This is a genomic window from Lonsdalea quercina subsp. quercina (assembly GCF_000688655.1).
GTDB lineage: Bacteria > Pseudomonadota > Gammaproteobacteria > Enterobacterales > Enterobacteriaceae > Lonsdalea > Lonsdalea quercina.
The window spans coordinates 61,865-79,301 of the sequence record NZ_JIBO01000010.1; the positions used below are offsets into that span (position 1 = coordinate 61,865).

Annotated in this window: 18 protein-coding genes, 2 pseudogenes and 1 riboswitch; of the genes and pseudogenes, 11 read left to right on the top strand and 9 right to left on the bottom strand. The window is 58.4% G+C overall.

All coding sequences use genetic code 11. The annotated features are described in order from the left end of the window. Position 1: 1 nt before the first annotated feature. The 3 genes from RZ35_RS10950 to RZ35_RS10960 all read right to left on the bottom strand — a co-directional run bounded on the left by RZ35_RS10950 (position 2) and on the right by RZ35_RS10960 (position 2,752). Positions 2-763: an ABC transporter ATP-binding protein gene (locus RZ35_RS10950; RefSeq protein ID WP_026743340.1), complete on the bottom strand. Its 762-nt coding sequence runs from the start codon at positions 761-763 to the stop codon at positions 2-4. Continuing rightward, positions 763-1,479, bottom strand: a complete 717-nt coding sequence (locus tag RZ35_RS10955) for a GntR family transcriptional regulator (protein WP_026743341.1) — start codon at positions 1,477-1,479, stop codon at positions 763-765. The genes RZ35_RS10950 and RZ35_RS10955 overlap by 1 nt, the downstream gene beginning before the upstream one ends. A gap of 340 nt (positions 1,480-1,819) precedes the next feature. Next, positions 1,820-2,752, bottom strand: coding sequence for a gluconeogenesis factor YvcK family protein (locus RZ35_RS10960; RefSeq protein WP_026743342.1), 933 nt, complete (start codon positions 2,750-2,752; stop codon positions 1,820-1,822). Between the two features lie 324 nt (positions 2,753-3,076). Next, a riboswitch (molybdenum cofactor riboswitch) is annotated at positions 3,077-3,219 on the top strand. Between RZ35_RS10960 and moaA the strand changes: the two genes are divergently transcribed. From moaA to RZ35_RS10990, 6 genes are all read left to right on the top strand, one after another. Further along, positions 3,207-4,196, top strand: a complete 990-nt coding sequence (gene moaA / locus RZ35_RS10965) for a GTP 3',8-cyclase MoaA (RefSeq protein ID WP_026743343.1) — start codon at positions 3,207-3,209, stop codon at positions 4,194-4,196. Its footprint overlaps the riboswitch before it by 13 nt. Positions 4,197-4,228: 32 nt before the next feature. Then, the gene (gene moaB, locus RZ35_RS10970; RefSeq protein ID WP_026743344.1) at positions 4,229-4,741 is read left to right on the top strand and encodes a molybdenum cofactor biosynthesis protein B; all 513 of its coding nucleotides are present in this window, start codon (positions 4,229-4,231) and stop codon (positions 4,739-4,741) included. A gap of 8 nt (positions 4,742-4,749) precedes the next feature. Next, positions 4,750-5,232, top strand: coding sequence for a cyclic pyranopterin monophosphate synthase MoaC (gene moaC, locus RZ35_RS10975; RefSeq protein ID WP_026743345.1), 483 nt, complete (start codon positions 4,750-4,752; stop codon positions 5,230-5,232). Then, positions 5,229-5,474, top strand: a complete 246-nt coding sequence (gene moaD / locus RZ35_RS10980) for a molybdopterin synthase sulfur carrier subunit (RefSeq protein ID WP_026743346.1) — start codon at positions 5,229-5,231, stop codon at positions 5,472-5,474. The genes moaC and moaD overlap by 4 nt, the downstream gene beginning before the upstream one ends. Positions 5,475-5,476: 2 nt before the next feature. Continuing rightward, positions 5,477-5,935, top strand: a complete 459-nt coding sequence (gene moaE, locus RZ35_RS10985; protein ID WP_026743347.1) for a molybdopterin synthase catalytic subunit MoaE — start codon at positions 5,477-5,479, stop codon at positions 5,933-5,935. A 114-nt stretch (positions 5,936-6,049) separates the two neighbouring features. Further along, positions 6,050-6,760, top strand: a complete 711-nt coding sequence (locus RZ35_RS10990) for a Bax inhibitor-1/YccA family protein (RefSeq protein ID WP_026743348.1) — start codon at positions 6,050-6,052, stop codon at positions 6,758-6,760. Between the two features lie 82 nt (positions 6,761-6,842). Here RZ35_RS10990 and RZ35_RS10995 read toward each other — a convergent pair whose 3' ends face one another. Both RZ35_RS10995 and clsB read right to left on the bottom strand, forming a co-directional pair. Continuing rightward, on the bottom strand, positions 6,843-7,826 hold the full coding sequence (locus RZ35_RS10995) for a lysylphosphatidylglycerol synthase domain-containing protein (protein ID WP_026743349.1): 984 nt from the start codon (positions 7,824-7,826) through the stop codon (positions 6,843-6,845). Beyond that, positions 7,823-9,070, bottom strand: coding sequence for a cardiolipin synthase ClsB (clsB, locus tag RZ35_RS11000; RefSeq protein ID WP_026743350.1), 1,248 nt, complete (start codon positions 9,068-9,070; stop codon positions 7,823-7,825). Before clsB ends, RZ35_RS10995 begins: the two co-directional genes overlap by 4 nt. Positions 9,071-9,557: 487 nt before the next feature. On the opposite strand from clsB, the gene rhlE reads away from it, so the two are divergent. Then, positions 9,558-10,916, top strand: coding sequence for an ATP-dependent RNA helicase RhlE (rhlE, locus tag RZ35_RS11005; protein ID WP_026743351.1), 1,359 nt, complete (start codon positions 9,558-9,560; stop codon positions 10,914-10,916). Positions 10,917-10,965: 49 nt separating this feature from the next. Here the strand turns inward: rhlE and RZ35_RS11010 are convergent. Then, positions 10,966-11,323: pseudogene (locus tag RZ35_RS11010) on the bottom strand (EamA family transporter); the annotation flags it as partial. Between RZ35_RS11010 and RZ35_RS18330 the strand changes: the two are divergent. The 3 genes and pseudogenes from RZ35_RS18330 to cyaB all read left to right on the top strand — a co-directional run. After that, positions 11,322-11,491: pseudogene (locus RZ35_RS18330) on the top strand (helix-turn-helix domain-containing protein); the annotation flags it as partial. The pseudogenes RZ35_RS11010 and RZ35_RS18330 sit on opposite strands and share 2 nt — an antisense overlap. Before the next feature lie 150 nt (positions 11,492-11,641). Continuing rightward, the gene (dusC, locus tag RZ35_RS11015; RefSeq protein ID WP_026743353.1) at positions 11,642-12,577 is read left to right on the top strand and encodes a tRNA dihydrouridine(16) synthase DusC; all 936 of its coding nucleotides are present in this window, start codon (positions 11,642-11,644) and stop codon (positions 12,575-12,577) included. Between the two features lie 385 nt (positions 12,578-12,962). Next, entirely contained in the window at positions 12,963-13,502 is a 540-nt protein-coding gene (gene cyaB, locus RZ35_RS11020; protein ID WP_026743354.1) for a class IV adenylate cyclase, read from the top strand. 99 nt (positions 13,503-13,601) lie between these two features. Here cyaB and RZ35_RS11025 read toward each other — a convergent pair whose 3' ends face one another. After that, positions 13,602-14,279 carry an epoxyqueuosine reductase QueH gene (locus tag RZ35_RS11025; RefSeq protein WP_026743355.1) on the bottom strand — a complete coding sequence of 226 codons (678 nt, stop codon included), beginning with the start codon at positions 14,277-14,279 and terminating at the stop codon, positions 13,602-13,604. Between the two features lie 331 nt (positions 14,280-14,610). Between RZ35_RS11025 and pbpG the strand changes: the two genes are divergently transcribed. Further along, on the top strand, positions 14,611-15,576 hold the full coding sequence (gene pbpG, locus RZ35_RS11030) for a D-alanyl-D-alanine endopeptidase (RefSeq protein WP_026743356.1): 966 nt from the start codon (positions 14,611-14,613) through the stop codon (positions 15,574-15,576). Positions 15,577-15,602: 26 nt separating this feature from the next. On the opposite strand, the gene RZ35_RS11035 is transcribed toward pbpG, so the two are convergent. Together RZ35_RS11035 and RZ35_RS11040 are read right to left on the bottom strand one after the other, a co-directional pair. Beyond that, entirely contained in the window at positions 15,603-16,289 is a 687-nt protein-coding gene (locus RZ35_RS11035; protein WP_026743357.1) for a glutathione S-transferase family protein, read from the bottom strand. Between the two features lie 110 nt (positions 16,290-16,399). Beyond that, complete coding sequence (locus RZ35_RS11040; protein WP_026743358.1) at positions 16,400-17,176, bottom strand: DeoR/GlpR family DNA-binding transcription regulator; 777 nt, start codon at positions 17,174-17,176, stop codon at positions 16,400-16,402. Between the last annotated feature and the right edge of the window lie 261 nt (positions 17,177-17,437).

Here is a 17,437-nt window from a genome sequence, read left to right on the forward strand (position 1 = left end):
GTCAGACCTCCATCCGCAGCAGGCGAACCTGTTCGCTGACCGCCTGACTGGTTGGCAGACGCGGACGCGACAGCGCAATGTGCTGAATATGGTGGATGCGGCCGGGGTTGGGTTTGAATACCATGACCCGATTCGCCAGTACCACGGCCTCCTCGACTTCGTGCGTCACCAGCACGATAGCCATCCCGGTCAGGCGTTGGATCCGCAGGATTTCGCCGTGCATGGCGCTGCGTGTTTGCAGGTCCAGCTTGGAGAAGGGTTCGTCCATCAGCAGGATTTCCGGCTGCGTCACCAGACTGCGCGCCAGCGCGACCCGGCTGCGCATGCCGCCGGAGAGCTGATGGGGCCAGTAGCGGGCGAAGGCGGACAACTCCACCAGCGCCAGCGCTTCGGTGACCCGACGACGCCGTTCCTCCGGACGGAGGCGCAGCGTCTCCAGGCCGAAATTCACATTCTGCTGAACGGTGCGCCAGGGCAGCAGGCGATCTTCCTGAAACAGATAGCCGATGCGCTGCCAGTGCCGAAAGCGCGCGGCGGGTTCGCCCTGAATCATCAGCGTGCCGCTGTCGGCATCTTCCAGTCCGGACAGAATGTTCAGCAGGGTGCTTTTCCCACAGCCGGAGGGGCCGAGCAGCGCCAGAATTTCTCCCTGACCGAGTGTCAGCGACACGTCGGACAGCACCGGCAGTTCGCCGAAGGTTTTACAGATGCCGCGCGCCTCAAGCGGAGAGGCGCGCGCGATGTCGTGCCGTCCTGTGTTCATCACAGAAGTTTCCGCTCAAGGAGAGGAAGCACCGCGCCGTCGCGGCTCAGCGTGGCGTAGACTTTTTCCAGCGTCATCGCCTGAAAAGTGTCGATATGGCGGCGGGCGATCAGCTCCACCCGTTTGGCGTCGCCCTGACTCAACGCCTCGATCATCGCGTTATGGTCGTGCTTGATTTCCGGCTTGGTGCCTTGCACGTTGAAACCCAGCGCCACCAGCCGGGCCATTTCGTCCAACAGGATCGATAGCATGGCGATTAAATGATGGTTGCCGGAGGCCTGAGCGATGGTCAGGTGAAAGCGTTTGTTGGCGTTCATAAAGACGTCGATTTGACGGGAGAGCGGCGCGCGGATCTCTTCCCGACACGCGGCCTCCAGACGGCGCAGTTCATCAATATCGACCCGGCCCNCCGCCAGCCGGGCGGCCAGTGGCTCCAGTTGAGCGCGAAGGGTGAAAATCTCCTCCACGTCCTGCACGGTGACCGGCGCAATCTGATACCCCTTACGCGGACGGGAGCGGATCAGATTTTCGTGACACAGCCGCGCCAGCGCCACCCGGCAGGTACTCTTGCCGATGTCGTAACGCGCCATCAGCGCCTGTTCGGTGATCATGGCGCCCGGCAGCAATTTGCAGCACAGCACATCGCGTCGGATACGCTCCCACGCGCTATCGGCCTGAGATTGCGGTGCGCCGTCTTTCGCCTGCGATATCGCCATCTGGAGATCCTCAATGGATACTGTGAGCAGCTCACAGCGCGGTGTTGGGACGCTTAATTGAGGGCCAGTCTATGAAGCGGAAAATAGAACCACCACTAAGAAATATGGCGATAGATATGCACATAACGTCTTAACTGAGCAGCCCAGATAAAGACCCGTTCGGAATCAACAGGACGTGACCAGCGGCCCGTCCTCCGCAGGACCCGTGACGGTTTTTGCACAAAAAAATAAGGGGTACGCGCTGAAAGCGAGAGAAGCACGGGGCGATAAGACCGTCGCCGTCGGGATAACGGCGNCCTTTATTCGGAGAGGGGGGGCGCGAAGACGGGAGGAACGACCGTCAAGCGGTTTGGCGATGCAGATTCAAGGCCAGCTGTCGCTGCGTTTGAGCGATAGCCTCGCGCAGCAATTGTCGGTCATGGTGATGTGGAACGTCAGCCGCCGCCAGCGGTTGCTGCACCACCAGGCGATCCGTCAGGGACGTGGTGTTCATCTGCGGAGCCAGGATGACGGCGTCGATCATCCGGCGGCCGACTTTGCTCTCAATCATCTCAATTTGATGCGATACCGTGAGCTGCGAGGCCGCCGGACTGAGTTCTTGATCCAGATTGGCGATATACACCATCGGCGCGTTGCTGTGGTGAAGCGCGGCGGTCAGATCCTCCAGCAGCAGCAAAGGCATCAGGCTGGTCAGGAAACTGCCGGGGCCGATGAGCAGCAAATCGGCGTTGGCGATGGCGTCCACCGCTTCACGCGTGGTGGTGACGGCGGGAAACAGGCGCAGGTCCTGCGGCAACGTCGCCAACTGGTCGACGGCGACCTCGCCGTACACCGGCAGCCCTTGCGCGTCCGTCGCCAGCAGGTCGGCCGACTGTTCGGACATCGGGATGAGTTCGGCGTCAATCTGGAGCAGGTTGCGGATGAGATTGATCGCCTCCAGCGGCCGAACGCTGAGATTATCCAGCGCCTTAAGCATCAGATTACCCAGGTTGTGGCCAGCCAGTTCGCCGCTGCCGCCGAAGCGGTATTCGAACATCGCGGAGGCCGTGCTGGGCGTGGTGATGAGCTGATTGAGACAGTTGCGGGTATCGCCCCAGGCGATACCGCCTTCGGAGCGGCGGATGCGTCCGGTCGAGCCGCCGTTATCGGTGGTGGTGACAATGCCGGTCAGGCGCGAGCCGAGAAAAGAGAGCGATGACATGACGCGTCCCAGACCGTGCCCCCCTCCCAAAGCCACCACGCGCTGGAGGTCGGTCAACGTGAGATTACGCATAGATGCCTCACCCAATTAAATTAAATAAAAAACGTAGCGGATATATATCACACTGCCCGTCAGTCGCGCATCACACACGAGGAAAATGGGGCAGAAAAAGGCAAGCGGGCGGCGTTACGCATGCGTCGCCGCCCGACATCGGCAGCAAGTCGGGCAAGCAACGAGGGGGAGATTCCGACCGGTCAGGCCACATCGTCGAAATCGGGTGAAATCCCGCTATATACAAATATATACATCGCATTTTCAGTGACTATTCGCCAATAGTAGCGATAGACTCTATGCTGAAATCACGGTTTTTCTGACGCCTCACTCATAGCGGCAGCGAAACCCAAACTCCTAGCCTGAATGCCTACGTTATGCTCGGTCGCGTAATAGGGCGTTCAGGCCGTGGCCCGCTCGGCCACCAGGGTGCGCGGTAGAAATGCCCGCATCTCCCGTATTTGGAAAGGTGTTTATGGTGAATCAACTGACCGACGCATTTGCGCGCAAGTTCTATTACCTGCGCCTGTCGATTACGGACGTCTGCAATTTTCGTTGCACCTACTGCCTGCCCGATGGATACCGCCCCCAGGGCGCGCCGCCGCCTCGCTTTCTGTCGCTGGATGAAATCCGCCGCGTCAGTCGGGCGTTCGCCGCAATGGGGACGGAAAAGGTGCGGCTGACGGGGGGCGAACCTTCGCTACGCCGTGATTTTATCGACATCATCGCGGCGGTGCGGGAAAACCCGTCGATCCGAACGCTCGCCATGACCACCAACGGCTATCGGCTCGCGCGTGAGGCGGCGCGTTGGCGCGAAGCCGGTCTGAGCCACATCAACGTCAGCGTAGATAGCCTCGACGCACGACAATTTCACGCCATTACCGGACAGGATAAGTTCCGCGAGGTCATGGCGGGCATCGACGCCGCGTTTGCCGCAGGCTTCCCCAAGGTCAAAATCAACACGGTGCTGATGCGGGACGTCAACGACGGCAGCCTGAACACCTTTCTGAATTGGATTAAGCCCCGCCCGATACAACTGCGTTTCATCGAGCTGATGGAAACCGGTGAAGGGCGTGACCTGTTCCGCCGTCACCACGTCTCCGGCCAGACGATCCGCGATCGCCTCTTGCAACAAGGCTGGCAGCCGCAGGCGCGTCAGCGCAGCGACGGGCCTGCCCAGACGTTCGCCCACCCTGACTATCAGGGGGAAGTGGGACTGATCATGCCGTATGAGAAAAACTTTTGTCAGAGTTGCAACCGGCTGCGCGTATCGGCGATAGGCAACCTTCATCTGTGCCTGTTTGGCGAACAGGGGATCCCGCTGCGGGATTTACTGACGGACGACAGCCAGCTGGCGGCGCTGCAAGACCGCATTTCGGGCGGCCTGAGGCTGAAAAAAGAGACGCATTTTCTGCATGAAGGCGACAGCGGCATCACGCCCAATTTATCTTTTATCGGCGGATGAGACCGTGTTGAACCAAGAAGTAAGGAGTGAGTATGAGTAAGCCCAGTCAAGAATTTATCCCGCTGCAAATTGCGGTGATGACCGTGTCTTCGCGTCGGACCGAAGCCGACGATACCTCCGGCGACTATTTGCGCGAAGCCGCACTGGAAGCGGGGCACCACATCGTCGCCAGCGCCATCGTGCCGGAAAATCTGTATCAGGTCCGCGCCCGGGTTGCTGACTGGATCGCCAGCGAGAACGTGCAGGTGGTGCTGATTAACGGCGGCACCGGGTTTACCGAGGGCGATAAAGTGCCGGAGGCCATCAGCGTACTGTTTGACCGCGAAATGGCCGGGTTCGGCGAGCTGTTCCGCATGGTGTCGTATGAAGACATCGGAACCGCGACGGTGCAGTCGCGCGCGCTGGCGGGGCTGGCTAACGGCACCGTGATTTTTGCGATGCCCGGATCTACTCGCGCCTGCCGCACCGCTTGGGAACGCGTGATTCAGGAGCAGTTGGATGCGCGCCAGAAGCCCTGCAATGTCCACCCACATCTGAAAAAATAGCTATCATCATGACGCAACTGACGCACATAAATGCCGCGGGCGAAGCGGCAATGGTGGATGTCTCCGCCAAGGCAGACNCGGTGCGCGAAGCGCGCGCTGAAGCTTTTGTAGAAATGGCTCCTGAAACGCTGGCCATGATTATCGAAGGCCGCCATCACAAGGGCGATGTGTTCGCTACGGCGCGCATCGCCGGTATTCAGGCGGCGAAACGGACCTGGGACCTGATCCCGCTGTGTCACCCTCTGCTGCTGACCAACGTGGCGGTAGAGCTGGAAGCGCAGCCGGCGCACCATCGCGTGCGCATCGCGTCGCTGTGCCGTCTTACTGGCAAGACCGGCGTGGAGATGGAAGCCCTGACGGCCGCCTCCGTGGCGGCGCTCACCATTTACGATATGTGTAAGGCGGTGCAGAAAGACATGGTTATCGGCCCCGTCCGGCTGCTGGCGAAAAGCGGCGGTAAATCCGGCGACTTTCGGGCGGAGGACGCATGATCACGGTCCTGTTTTTCGCTCAGGTACGGGAGCAGGTGGGGAGGGAGCGCGAGACGCTGCCAGCGACCTTCCCAACGGTTTCCGCGCTGCGGCAGGCGTTGTGCGCACGCGGTGACCGCTGGGCGTTGGCGCTGGAAGACGGCAAGCTGCTGGCGGCGGTGAATCAGACGCTGGTGGCGATGGACCATCCGTTGCGTGACGGCGACGAGGTCGCTTTTTTCCCGCCGGTGACAGGGGGATGAAAATGGAAGCTACCCGCATTCGGGTCGGAGAAGCGGCATTCAGCGTGGGCGACGAGTATGCTTGGCTGGCCGCCTGTGATGAGGACGGCGCGGTCGTCACTTTCACCGGCAAGGTGCGCAACCATAATCTGGGCGAGAACGTGAGCGCCCTGACCCTGGAACATTACCCCGGCATGACTGAAAAAGCGCTGGCGGAGATCGTCGAGGAAGCGCGTGAACGCTGGCCGCTGCAACGCATCAGCGTCGTTCATCGCATCGGCGCGCTCTATCCCGGCGATGAAATCGTGTTCGTGGGCGTGACGGGCGCGCACCGGGGGGCGGCATTCGACGCCGCTGAGTTCATCATGGACCTGCTGAAAACCCGTGCGCCGTTCTGGAAGCGTGAGTCAACGGACGAGGGCGAGCGGTGGGTAGCCTCGCGGGACAGCGATCGTCTGGCCGCCAAGCGCTGGATGCGGTGACAAGCCCTCATCGGCGATAGGAGACTGGGCGGTTGCGCGCCGATTTTGTGGTAAACTTTAGGTCGGAGGGCAATTATTTGCCTGGGATCGTTTACTCAACACAAAGGAAGCTTCATGGATCGATATCCGCGTTCCAATGACTCGATTGTTCAGCGTGCCGGCACCGGCATGCAGACCTATATGGCGCAGGTTTATGGTTGGATGACCTGCGGCCTGCTGCTGACGGCGTTTGTCGCCTGGTATGCGGCGAATACGCCCGCCGTGCTGAATCTGGTTTTCTCCAGTCAGATCACTTTTTACGGACTGATTATCGCGCAGCTGGGTCTGGTCTTCGTGATTTCCGGCATGGTGAACCGTCTTAGCGGAACGGTGGCGACGGGTCTGTTCATGCTCTACTCGGCGCTGACCGGATTAACGCTATCCAGCATCTTTATCGTCTACAGCGGCGGCTCTATCGCCAGCACCTTCGTCATCAGCGCGGGAATGTTCGGTGCGATGAGTCTCTACGGCTATGTGACCAAACGTGACCTGAGCGGTCTCGGCAGCATTCTGTTCATGGGGCTTATCGGCATCCTGCTGGCAACGTTGGTCAACTTCTGGCTGAAAAGCGATGCGCTGACGCGCGCTGTCACTTACATCGGCGTGATCGTGTTCGTCGGGCTGACTGCCTACGACACGCAGAAGCTGAAAAATATCGGCGAGCAGCTGTCCCCTGATGACAAAGACGGCTTCCGTAAATACTCGATTGTCGGCGCGCTGACGCTGTATCTGGACTTCATTAACCTGTTCCTGATGATGCTGCGTCTGCTGGGCAACCGCCGCTAATCGCACGGCACGGCGAATGAAACGAAAACAGGGAGCTTAAGCTCCCTGTTTTTTGTGCTGAAGCTTGAGGTCGCGTTACCGCTTAGCGCGTTTCTTCCGGCAGCGTCGCCAGCGCTTGCAGGTTCTTCGTCCGCAGTTTTCTGGCGCGGCCTTCCAACCACAGGTAAGGGCCGAGCGCGACGATCAGCGGGGCAATGTAGTAGAGCGCCCGATAGGCCAGCAGCGCGGCGATAATCTCCCCGTGAGTGAACGGCCTGCCCGCCAACAGCGCCAGAAATATCGCTTCCAGCACGCCAATGCCCGCGGGGACATTGGCGACCAGACAGGCAATGCTGGCGATCAGCAGGACGCCGAAAACCATAATAAAATCGGCTTTTTGCCCCAGCAGCAGCCAGATAATCCCGCCCATAATCAGCCAGTTCAGCGACGAAACCAGCAGTTGCAGGAAGGCCATTTTCAGCGACGGCAGCGAGAACTTCATGCCGCGAAACGACAGACGACGACGGTGAGAAAAGGCGCATGACCACAGATAGCCTACGATCACGAGCAGCAGCGTGTAGCCGATCAGACGGAGGGCGACGTCGCCAATCACCCAGTTCCCCGGCATATGCAACGGGCCGAAGGCGAATACGCCGCCCGCGAGCAGGATATAACCCAGCCAGTTGGTGGCGATGCTGAGGGAAAACATTTTCGTGATAGTGCTGCTCTTCAGCCCCAGCCGGGAATAGAGCCGGAAGCGCATTCCTACGCCGCCGACCCACGCGCCAAGCGTGAAATTGAACGCATAGCAAATCATGGATACCAGCAGCACCTGCAGGCGGGGAAGCGGGTGGCGGCAGTAGGCGCGCCCAAGCAGGTCGTAAACGCCGTACAGCAGGTAGCTTATTGCCACCAGACCAGTGATGAGATAGACCACCTGACGGTTGTAGGCCAGGATCGCATGCAGCACCTCTGTCCAATCCACGTTCTGCGCAAAGCTGACCAGCAGCACGACTACCGCAATGAGAAACAGCGCGGCGATACTCTTCTTGAGTAGCGTTTTCTTTTTGCGGCGACTGACCTTCATGATCGCGTGATCTCCTGTTGGGTGGGTAATTCCTTTGTCGTCGCCTCGGTCGGCGACGTCTCTTCCGGGCTGAGCAATTTGAGTCGCGGCGTATGCGCAGGCAACCAGCCTATCCATGCCGGAAAGTGGCGCAAAAAGTGGAACACCAGCACGTTCTGTATCAGGCGCCAGTAAGACCGTTTAGGCAACTGGTCTGCCTCGATGCGCAGGGAGTCGTGCGTCATCAGCTCTTGCAGGTGTTCTCGCAGCTGTCGGTTAAAGGCCCGATCATGAATTATCAGATTGGCCTCCAGATTCAAGGCCAAACTCAGTGGATCCAGATTGCTGGAGCCGACGGTGGTCCACTTATCGTCCTGCAACGCGATTTTGCCGTGTAACGGACGGCGGCGATATTCGTAGATCTCCACGCCGGCGCGCAACAGGTAGTGGTATAGCATGCGAGCGCCGACCAGGACGATCGGCATATCGGGCTGTCCCTGCACGATGAGGCGCACGCGCACGCCGCGGCGTGCGGCTTTACGCATCGATCGCAGCAGACGATAGCCGGGAAAAAAGTAGGCGTTGGCGATCACGACCTCACGTTTGGCCTGACGCAGCATCGAGAGATAGTGTTTTTCGATGTCATCGCGGTGGGAGGCGTTGTCGCGATAGACGAACAGCGCCTGCGCGTCGCCCGGATTGCGGTTGCGGACGGGGCGTCGGAAGCGGTTTCGCCACCAGCGTTTCGGCGGCTCTTCATGCACCAAAACATCCATTACATAGCGATAGATGTCTTGCACCACCGGTCCGCGGACTTTGACGGCGTAGTCCTGCTTGGCTTCCGGACCGGCATAGGTCATGTGGTCCTCGGCGAAATTGATGCCGCCGACCCAGGCAGCCGCGCCATCGACCACAACGATTTTACGGTGCAGGCGACGAAATACATTGGTGCGCATGCCGAGCAGTCGCGGACGAGGGTCGTAGAAGCGGACTTGGACGCCCGCCGCAATCATCGGCGCCAGAAAGTCGGCGGACAGATCGTGCGAGCCAAATCCGTCCGCCAGAACATCCACGCTGACGCCCCGCTGCGCGGCCTCGGCCAGCACGTCGCGCAGCTCGGTGCCGATCTCATCCTCGAACCAGATGAAGGTTTCCAATATCACGTGGCGCTGGGCCTGGCGAATAGCGGAAAAAACGCTGGGGTAGAAAGCGTCGCCGTTGATCAGCAGCTCGAACTGATTGTCATCACGCCATGTCGCTTTCATCCATTTATCTCCTGGTAGAGCTGGAAGGCAAACCGTCGAGAGCGGGAGCTTGCCCGTGACAAAGTATAGACTTTGGCATAGACGACGTGCCCAGATCCATCCTAAATTCAGTAGGATCGGACGGTTTCCGGCGTGTCGTCAGGTGTCGGGAAGGCGGCGATAATCCAACCGTCCGACGCGGGGGAGGTCCGGTGCGGCAAACAGGGAAAATGGCGCTGAGAGCGCGGGTGGAGATAGCGTTAATGAACAAAAAACACGGCGGGCGGCCGGTTTTCCTCCTCAAAGTGTGATGCAGGTAGAAAAATCCCTTATAGTCATCATTTCCTGATACAATCATTGGCAGTTATGCACCGTAGTTTGTGCCCATTCATCTGGGTTAGCGCATCGCGTACGCACACCGAACGTCGCGCCGAAACCCATCTTGTTATCGCCCTGGAAACTACGCCGACGTTTGTCCGGTCAGGGTCGATCTGGAGTTGTTCTCAATATGTCTTTTGAATCTCTCGGCCTGAGCGCCGATATTTTACGTGCCGTGGAAGAGCAGGGTTATCGTGAGCCGACGCCGGTACAGAGTCAGGCAATCCCGTTGGTATTAGCCGGCCGCGACCTGATGGCCAGCGCTCAGACCGGTACGGGCAAGACGGCAGGCTTTACGTTGCCGCTGCTGCAGATGCTCAGCACGAAACCCACGTCGAAAGGACGTCGCCCGGTTCGTGCGCTGATTTTGACGCCGACCCGTGAACTGGCGGCGCAGATTGGCGAAAACGTCCAGTCTTATAGCAAGTACCTGAGCCTACGTTCGCTGGTCGTGTTCGGCGGTGTCAGCATCAACCCGCAAATGATGAAACTGCGCGGCGGCGTGGACATTCTGGTGGCGACCCCGGGTCGACTGCTGGATCTGGAACACCAGAATGCGGTAGACCTGTCTCAGGTCGAGGTTCTGGTGCTGGACGAAGCCGACCGTATGCTGGATATGGGCTTCATCCACGACATTCGTCGCGTGCTGTCGAAATTGCCGACCCGACGTCAGAACCTGATGTTCTCCGCCACCTTCTCTGATGACATCAAGGGGTTGGCCAACTCCCTGCTGAACAACCCGGCCTCTGTGGAGGTGGTGCGTCGCAACACGCCGTCAGAACTGGTGACGCAGCATGTGCATATGGTCGACAAAAAACGCAAACGCGAACTGTTGTCTCAGTTGATTGGTCAGAACGACTGGCGTCAGGTGCTGGTCTTCACCCGCACCAAACACGGGGCCAACCATCTGGCTGAACAGCTGGAAAAAGACGGCATCACCGCAGCGGCGATCCACGGTAATAAGAGCCAGGGCGCACGCACCCGTGCGCTGGCTAACTTCAAAGACGGTTCCATTCGTGTGCTGGTCGCGACCGATATCGCGGCGCGTGGTCTGGATATCGACCATCTGCCGCACGTCGTCAACTATGAGCTGCCGAACGTGCCGGAAGATTACGTTCACCGTATCGGTCGTACCGGGCGTGCCGCCTCTACCGGTGAAGCGCTGTCGCTGGTCTGCGTGGACGAACACAAACTGCTGCGCGATATCGAACGCCTGCTGAAGCGTGAGATCCCGCGTATGGCTGTTCCGGGCTATGAGCCGGACCCGACTATCAAGGCCGATCCGATTCAGAATGGTCGTCAGGGCGGCCGGGGCGGTCGTCCGTCGTCGGCTCCGCGTGGCGGCGGCGGTGCTCGTCAGGGGAACCACCGCGGCGGCGCAGGTGAGGGCGGACGCCCTGCTCGTCAGGGCGCGCCTCGCTCCGGCGGCGCGCGTGACGGTCAGGCTCGTCGCGCTCGTCCGAGTCACAAACCGGCGTCCAAGGCCTAGTTTGTGTGACAGGCGGCCCTCCGGGTCGCCTGTACGTTCGCGCGTCTGTTCAATGCGCCGGGCGGGACGTCAGCGTCGTTTTACGGCGTGGACGATAAAATATCACCGCATCACCCGCCAGAATCAATACCAGACCGATCGCTGCATTCACTCGCCACTCATACCCGTCGAATATCGTCGAAAGCGATAGCGCCACCAGCGGGAACAACAGCGTGGCATACGCCCTGACTCGCGCCGATACGCCCCACCAGCAGGAAATAGGCCCCGAAGCCGATGACCGAGCCGACGACGGCCAGATAGCCCAGCGATCCCAGATAGCGCGCTGTCGATTCTGGCGTGAAGTCGTAGCCCATTATCCCGCCGACTATCCCCACGGCTAACGCGCCGTAGCACGTGCCCCAGCCGTTAGCCGCCGAAGCCGGGCTGGGCGAGTTTCACTTTGCGCGCATGTTTCGTCACGGCGAGGGAATGGCGCCGCATCAGTTTGTGATGCGGAGCGTCTCGAGCGTGCGCAGCGTCTGGTTCGCGATACCGCGCTGGCGTGCGGGTTCAGTTCCCCCAGCCGCTTCAGCTAATGCTTCGGGGCCGCGTACGGCGTCACACCTTCCGTGATGCAGCAATGAGGCTGAGGGTGATAGCGGGTGAGGGACTGCGTTTTCCGTTGCGTTGTCTTGTCCGCTGACAGTACCATTGCGGGCCGAATTGATCTGAGCTGAATGATATCTATGCGCGTGCTGCTGGCCCCGATGGAAGGGGTGTTGGACTCTCTGGTCCGCGAACTCCTGACTGAAGTGAATGACTACGACCTGTGTATTACGGAATTCCTGCGCGTGGTCGATCAACGGCTGCCGGTTAAATCCTTTTATCGCCTGTGTCCTGAACTGCAACATGCCAGCCGCACGCCGTCAGGTACGCGGGTGCGCGTTCAGCTACTGGGGCAGTATCCGCAGTGGCTGGCCGAAAATGCGGCTCGTGCGGTGGAGCTAGGCTCCTACGGCGTCGATCTGAATTGCGGCTGTCCGTCGAAGCTGGTGAACGGCAGCGGCGGCGGAGCCACGTTGCTCAAAGATCCGGAACTGATTTATCAGGGNGTCAAAGCGATGCGCGCCGCGGTGCCGGAGACGATGCCGGTGACGGCGAAAGTCCGGCTGGGCTGGGCGTCGGATAGCCACCGCTTCGAAATCGCCGATGCGGTGCAGCAGGCGGGGGCCACTGAACTGGCGGTGCACGGGCGCACCAAAGAGGACGGCTATCGGGCGGAACGCATCAACTGGGACGCGATTGGCGAAATCCGCCAGCGGCTGTCCATCCCGGTGATCGCCAACGGCGAAATCTGGGATTATGCCAGCGCGCAGGCCTGCATGCAGGCAACGGGATGCGACGCGGTGATGCTGGGCCGCGGAGCATTGAACGTACCGAACCTGAGTCGGGTGATCAAATATAACGAACCCCGCATGCCGTGGCCGGACGTGGTTCGGCTCCTGCAAAAATACGTGCGACTGGAGAAGCAGGGCGATACCGGCATGTATCATGTCGCGCGGATTAAACAGTGGCTTGGCTACCTGCGCAAAGAGTACGACGAAGCCGCCGGACTGTTTGCCGAAGTCCGCGCGCTGACGTCCTCCGTCGCCATCGCTCGCGTTATCGATGCCGCACACTAATCTTTTCTAACCTGTCAGCGAGTCTTTTCAACCCCGTTGTAAGGTGTTTCCCCAAAGATGACCTAAATTCGCTTTTTCTCGTGATAGGCGTTCTACCTAGATCGTTATATCCAGACGTCATTAGCGCAAAGTCAGACTTTTGTTGATAATAGCCGCGATATTCATAGCGCGTACAAATGCGCCATCACAGCAGCCTGTCTCCATGCCTTATTCGGCGCGGAGGTCAGCGCCGCTTTTTTTCGTCGATGTTTAGCTTGCAATAAGGCGTTTGAGGTTAAATACCGCTGTTATTCATGGCAATGCCGCAATGAACAAATTAACTAAAAAACACGTTTCTTTCTGGGAATGATTTTCTAGCCAGGATTGCCTGTAACGGAGGAAGCCAGTGATTGAACATTTCAGAGGAAAATATGAGGTTGCGTTAAAGTTCAGTATTCAGGATATTGCCGCGTTTCGAGAACGGTTATTTAGCCACCATCCTGAGTCTTTCGTGTTTGAAAATAAAGAAAGCGATATCTATTACGATACGGCGGAACAATCATTAAGTCGTAGAAATATCAGCATGTTATTACGAAGTATGGTGCCGTCGGGCATCAAGCTGTGGATTGTCAGGGGGCCGCGTACCGGCTGCAGCGAGACGGTTAACGTAGAGTCGTTTGAACGCACGGACAGTATGCTGAAAACACTGGGATTTCAGCAGGTATTCGAAGTGAATAAAACACGGAGTATTTATTTTTTAGATACTTTTCAAATCACGTTGGATTATATCGAGTCGCTGGGGCATTACGTCGGAATATCCTGCATGACGGAGAACGAATTGGATTTAGATCGTCTGGGCGAGAAATGTCAGGATTGTGCGCTAAGGTTGGGATTGCAGTTGGATAATATTGAATATCGCTCTTATCGCCAATTATTGGGGCATTAGTTCATCAAAGTGAAAGCGCGCTGCTCTCATTCGAGCAGCGCGAAGTCTTTTGCCCCTCTGTCCACATGTCTGCCAGCATAAAGAGAAGTACCAGACGTATCAGGAAGTGGGTTCGTCGCCGTAATACAGTTTTCCGATGCGGATAATATCCCGGCCCTGTGATTTACGGTGTTTATTGGCATCGCGCAGCGAATAAATGCAGCCGCAATACTCCTGCTGGTAAAAGCGCTCCTGCTTACTGATTTCGACCATGCGCGCCGAACCGCCCTGTTTGCGCCAGTTGTAATCCCAGTACACCACGTCAGGGTATTTCTGCGCTGCGTTGATGCCGCACTGGTTGACCTGTTGCATGTTTTTCCAGCGGGAGATGCCGAGNGAGCTGCTGATGGCGCGGAAGCCGTTTTCATGCGCGTACAGCGCCGCGCGTTCAAAGCGCATATCAAAACACATCGTGCAGCGTTCGCCGCGTTCCGGTTCCCACTCCATGCCTTTCGCACGTTCAAACCAGTTATCCGCATCGTAGTCGGCGTCAACGAAGGGCACGCCGTGTTTTTCGGCGAAGCGGATGTTTTCCTCTTTGCGGATCAGGTACTCCCGCTGAGGATGAATGTTCGGGTTGTAGAAAAAGATGGTGTAATCAATGCCGGAAGCGCTCAATGCCTCCATCACTTCGCCGGAGCAGGGGGCGCAGCAGGAGTGAAGCAGTAGCTTATCCGCCTCATTGGGCAGCTCCAGTTTCGGGCGTTGAAAGGTTTTGACGGGGTGCGCATTGGACATAAAGCAATCCACTAATAATGAGAAGAAATTAACCTTATTGAGATAAATTATTAACTATCGCAATAACAATTACAATCGATCGTCAGCGACGATCTCGGGCGAAAAATGAAGATGTCGCCGGGGCGACGTTTAGCCGGGCATGATGTTATCGGGATGCGTCCGGGCATGCCAGCGTAATCTGCCTCTGAATACGGCGAACTGCCGCGCGCGGCCTGTCAAACTTTGTCACAAAGCTTTTACCGCTGTCCGGATGCGCAGGGTGAGGGCCGACACTATAATGCCCGGGTCGTCCCAACCTTTTCCGCCAAGTCAATTTATAAGCTACTGAATAATGAATAAAAAAATACAGCTTTCACTGTTAAGTCTGGTGCTGATGTCCGCATCGGTCTGGGTCGCCTCGCCGGTGGCGGCCAAAACGGTCGTCGCGTCATCGGCCGCTTCGCATCAGGAGATCGCCTCCGGCAGCGCGATGGTGGTCGATTTACTGAATAACAAGGTGTTGTATTCGAGCAACCCGGACGTCGTCGTGCCCATCGCGTCCGTCAGCAAACTCATGACGGCGCTGGTGGTGCTGGACGCCAATCAGCCGCTCGACGAAATGCTGACGGTGGATATCAGTCAAACGAAAGAGATGCAGGGGGTCTATTCCCGCGTGCGTCTCGGCAGCAAAGCGAGCCGTCATGACCTGCTGCTGTTGGCGCTGATGTCTTCCGAAAACCGGGCGGCCGCCACGCTAGCCCATCATTACCGCGGCGGTTATCAGGCGTTCATTACCGCAATGAATGCTAAAGCCCGCTCGCTGGGTATGATGCATACCTACTATGTAGAACCCACCGGGCTGTCTACGGAAAATGTGTCTACGGCGCGAGATCTGACCAAGCTGTTGGTAGCCAGCCGACAGTATCCGATGCTCAGTCAACTGAGCATCACGCATGAGAAAATGGTGCCCTTCGCCAACCCGGCCTACACGCTGCCGTTCCGTAATACCAACCATCTGGTCTTCCGTCGGGACTGGAACATCCAACTGACCAAAACCGGTTTTACGGATGAGGCGGGTCACTGTCTGGTGATGAGGACGGTCATCAATCAACGGCCTGTCGCGCTGGTGGTACTGGATGCTTACGGCAAATATACCCACTTCGCCGATGCCAACCGGCTGCGCAACTGGCTGGAGAGCGGCAAGATCAGTCCTGTGCCGCCCGCCGCGTTGAGCTATAAGAAACAGAAGGCGATTGCACAAAATTCGTCACAGCGTTCCTCAACGAACATCGCGCTGACGTCGGCGAAGAAGGAGTAGTCGTCGTCGCCTCATGGTCGTCGTACTCAGTCGGCCTTGCGCTCGTCCTGCTCTAGCTTGCCGTATTCCGCCCATGTCGATTCGTGCTGCGGCTCCCGCCACGGTTCCAGCCGGGCCTGTTCCTGCCACTCCTGCAGGGCTGGCAGACTTAACAGGGTCGCGTAGTACTGCTTTGCCAGCGGCGTTAGCGGCAGGCCATAGGTCTGGACGCGAAAGATCACCGGCGCGTAAAACGCATCGACGGCGCTGAACTGCGCTCCGGCCAGGAACGGTCCTTTGAACCGGGTCAATCCCTCTTCCCACAACTGATTCAATCGCTCAATGTCGCGTTGCAGCGCTGGCGTGAACTCATGCAGTTTGACGCGAATGCCGCAGTTCATCCCGCACACTTCGCGCAGGGTGGAAAATCCTGAATGCATTTCCGCCGAGGCGCACCGCGCCCATGCCCGAGCGGCGGCGTCTTCTGGCCATACGCCTTCATGCCGTTCCGCCAAATATTCCACGATCGCCAGAGAATCCCAAACGGTCGGCGCGCCATCGACGAGACAGGGCACTTTGCCCGATGGAGAAAAGGTCTTGAAAGCGGGCTGAGTGATGCCGGGGGAGAAAGGCACCAGCGTTTCCTCAAACGGAATATCCAGCGCTTGCAACAGCACCCAAGGGCGTAGCGACCATGACGAGTAGTTTTTATTGGCGATATACAGCTGATACATGACGGAACCTCACTAGCAGATAGCATTCGGGTATAGGGTGTCACGGGTGGAAAATCACTATGCCTTACGACCGCTGACAACACAACGCGCCAATTTTGCTGTGCGCGGTATCAGGCCAGTATCACCTGTTGGCAGCTCGCCTGCAGGGCGGAAAAGTCCCGGTTGAACTCGGCCGCGGCATCAGTCACCACCTTATCGATTTGCGACATCGGCGCATAGACCACACGGCTGACGACTCCGATTTTGGTGTGATCGGCCAGCAGGATGGAGGTCTTGGCATAGTCGATCATCGCGCTGGCGATGGCCGCCTCGGTGTGGGAGAAGCTGCTGGCGCCGGCGGCGCTGGAAATGCCGACGGGCGACATCAGGGCGACGTCTGCCCGGTAGCGACGCAGCTCGTTGGCCGTTTGCGCCCCGTTGGTGGCTTGAATGGCGGNCTCTACGTGGCCGCCAAGTAGAATCACGTCGTGCAGCAGACGGTCCTCGGCTTCCTGCGCGGTCAGCTTGAGCGCGACGTTCAGGCTGTTGGTGATGATAGTCATCCCCGGCATGGACAGCAGTTCGTCCGCGAGCAGCGTGGTGGTGCTTCCCGCATCGACAAAAATGGTTTGTCCCGGTTGAAGTTGCTGCACCGCGGCGCGGGCTATCGCCTGTTTCTCTTTCTCTTGTACCGTGCGGCGTATCGATAACGGCGGTTCCGGCTCGGGACCGGTGGCGACGATCCCTCCGTGTACGCGTCGCAGCATTCCCCGGGCTTCGAGTTTAAGAATGTCCCGCCGTACCGTTTCGCGCGAAACGCCGAGATGTTGAATAATTTGCTCTGTACTGACCTGGTTTAACGTCGACAGTAATGCACGGATACGGTGCAACCGCGTTTCTTCTAACATGAGATTCTTTTCCTGAGAGTAATGCACCTACTGATGGTGTTGACAATGGGCGGAGAGCTTCCGCCATTGCGCCGGATAAACCGTACTGAACCTCGGAATGAAGCGCGGACCCGGCGGCCGCACAATATCACTCAAGGCGCGNTTTGCACTCCCTTATGACAGGGGCCTTGCGGCCTTCTGCGGGCTTTCAAAGGCGCAATGAGGAGTTTATCAAATTGGGTTGTGCATTTTTGTGCATATTTATGGATTTCGTACGACGGA

What these genes read in the sequence shown, in the direction of transcription:
- RZ35_RS10990 (WP_026743348.1), top strand. Translation starts at nt 6,050, where the DNA reads ATGGATCGATATCCGCGTTCCAATGACTCGATTGTTCAGCGTGCCGGC.
- moaB (WP_026743344.1), top strand. Translation starts at nt 4,229, where the DNA reads ATGAGTAAGCCCAGTCAAGAATTTATCCCGCTGCAAATTGCGGTGATG.
- RZ35_RS10960 (WP_026743342.1), bottom strand. Translation starts at nt 2,752, where the DNA reads ATGCGTAATCTCACGTTGACCGACCTCCAGCGCGTGGTGGCTTTGGGA.
- RZ35_RS11035 (WP_026743357.1), bottom strand. Translation starts at nt 16,289, where the DNA reads ATGTATCAGCTGTATATCGCCAATAAAAACTACTCGTCATGGTCGCTA.
- moaD (WP_026743346.1), top strand. Translation starts at nt 5,229, where the DNA reads ATGATCACGGTCCTGTTTTTCGCTCAGGTACGGGAGCAGGTGGGGAGG.
- RZ35_RS10950 (WP_026743340.1), bottom strand. Translation starts at nt 763, where the DNA reads ATGAACACAGGACGGCACGACATCGCGCGCGCCTCTCCGCTTGAGGCG.
- clsB (WP_026743350.1), bottom strand. Translation starts at nt 9,070, where the DNA reads ATGAAAGCGACATGGCGTGATGACAATCAGTTCGAGCTGCTGATCAAC.
- pbpG (WP_026743356.1), top strand. Translation starts at nt 14,611, where the DNA reads ATGAATAAAAAAATACAGCTTTCACTGTTAAGTCTGGTGCTGATGTCC.
- RZ35_RS10995 (WP_026743349.1), bottom strand. Translation starts at nt 7,826, where the DNA reads ATGAAGGTCAGTCGCCGCAAAAAGAAAACGCTACTCAAGAAGAGTATC.
- rhlE (WP_026743351.1), top strand. Translation starts at nt 9,558, where the DNA reads ATGTCTTTTGAATCTCTCGGCCTGAGCGCCGATATTTTACGTGCCGTG.
- moaE (WP_026743347.1), top strand. Translation starts at nt 5,477, where the DNA reads ATGGAAGCTACCCGCATTCGGGTCGGAGAAGCGGCATTCAGCGTGGGC.
- moaA (WP_026743343.1), top strand. Translation starts at nt 3,207, where the DNA reads ATGGTGAATCAACTGACCGACGCATTTGCGCGCAAGTTCTATTACCTG.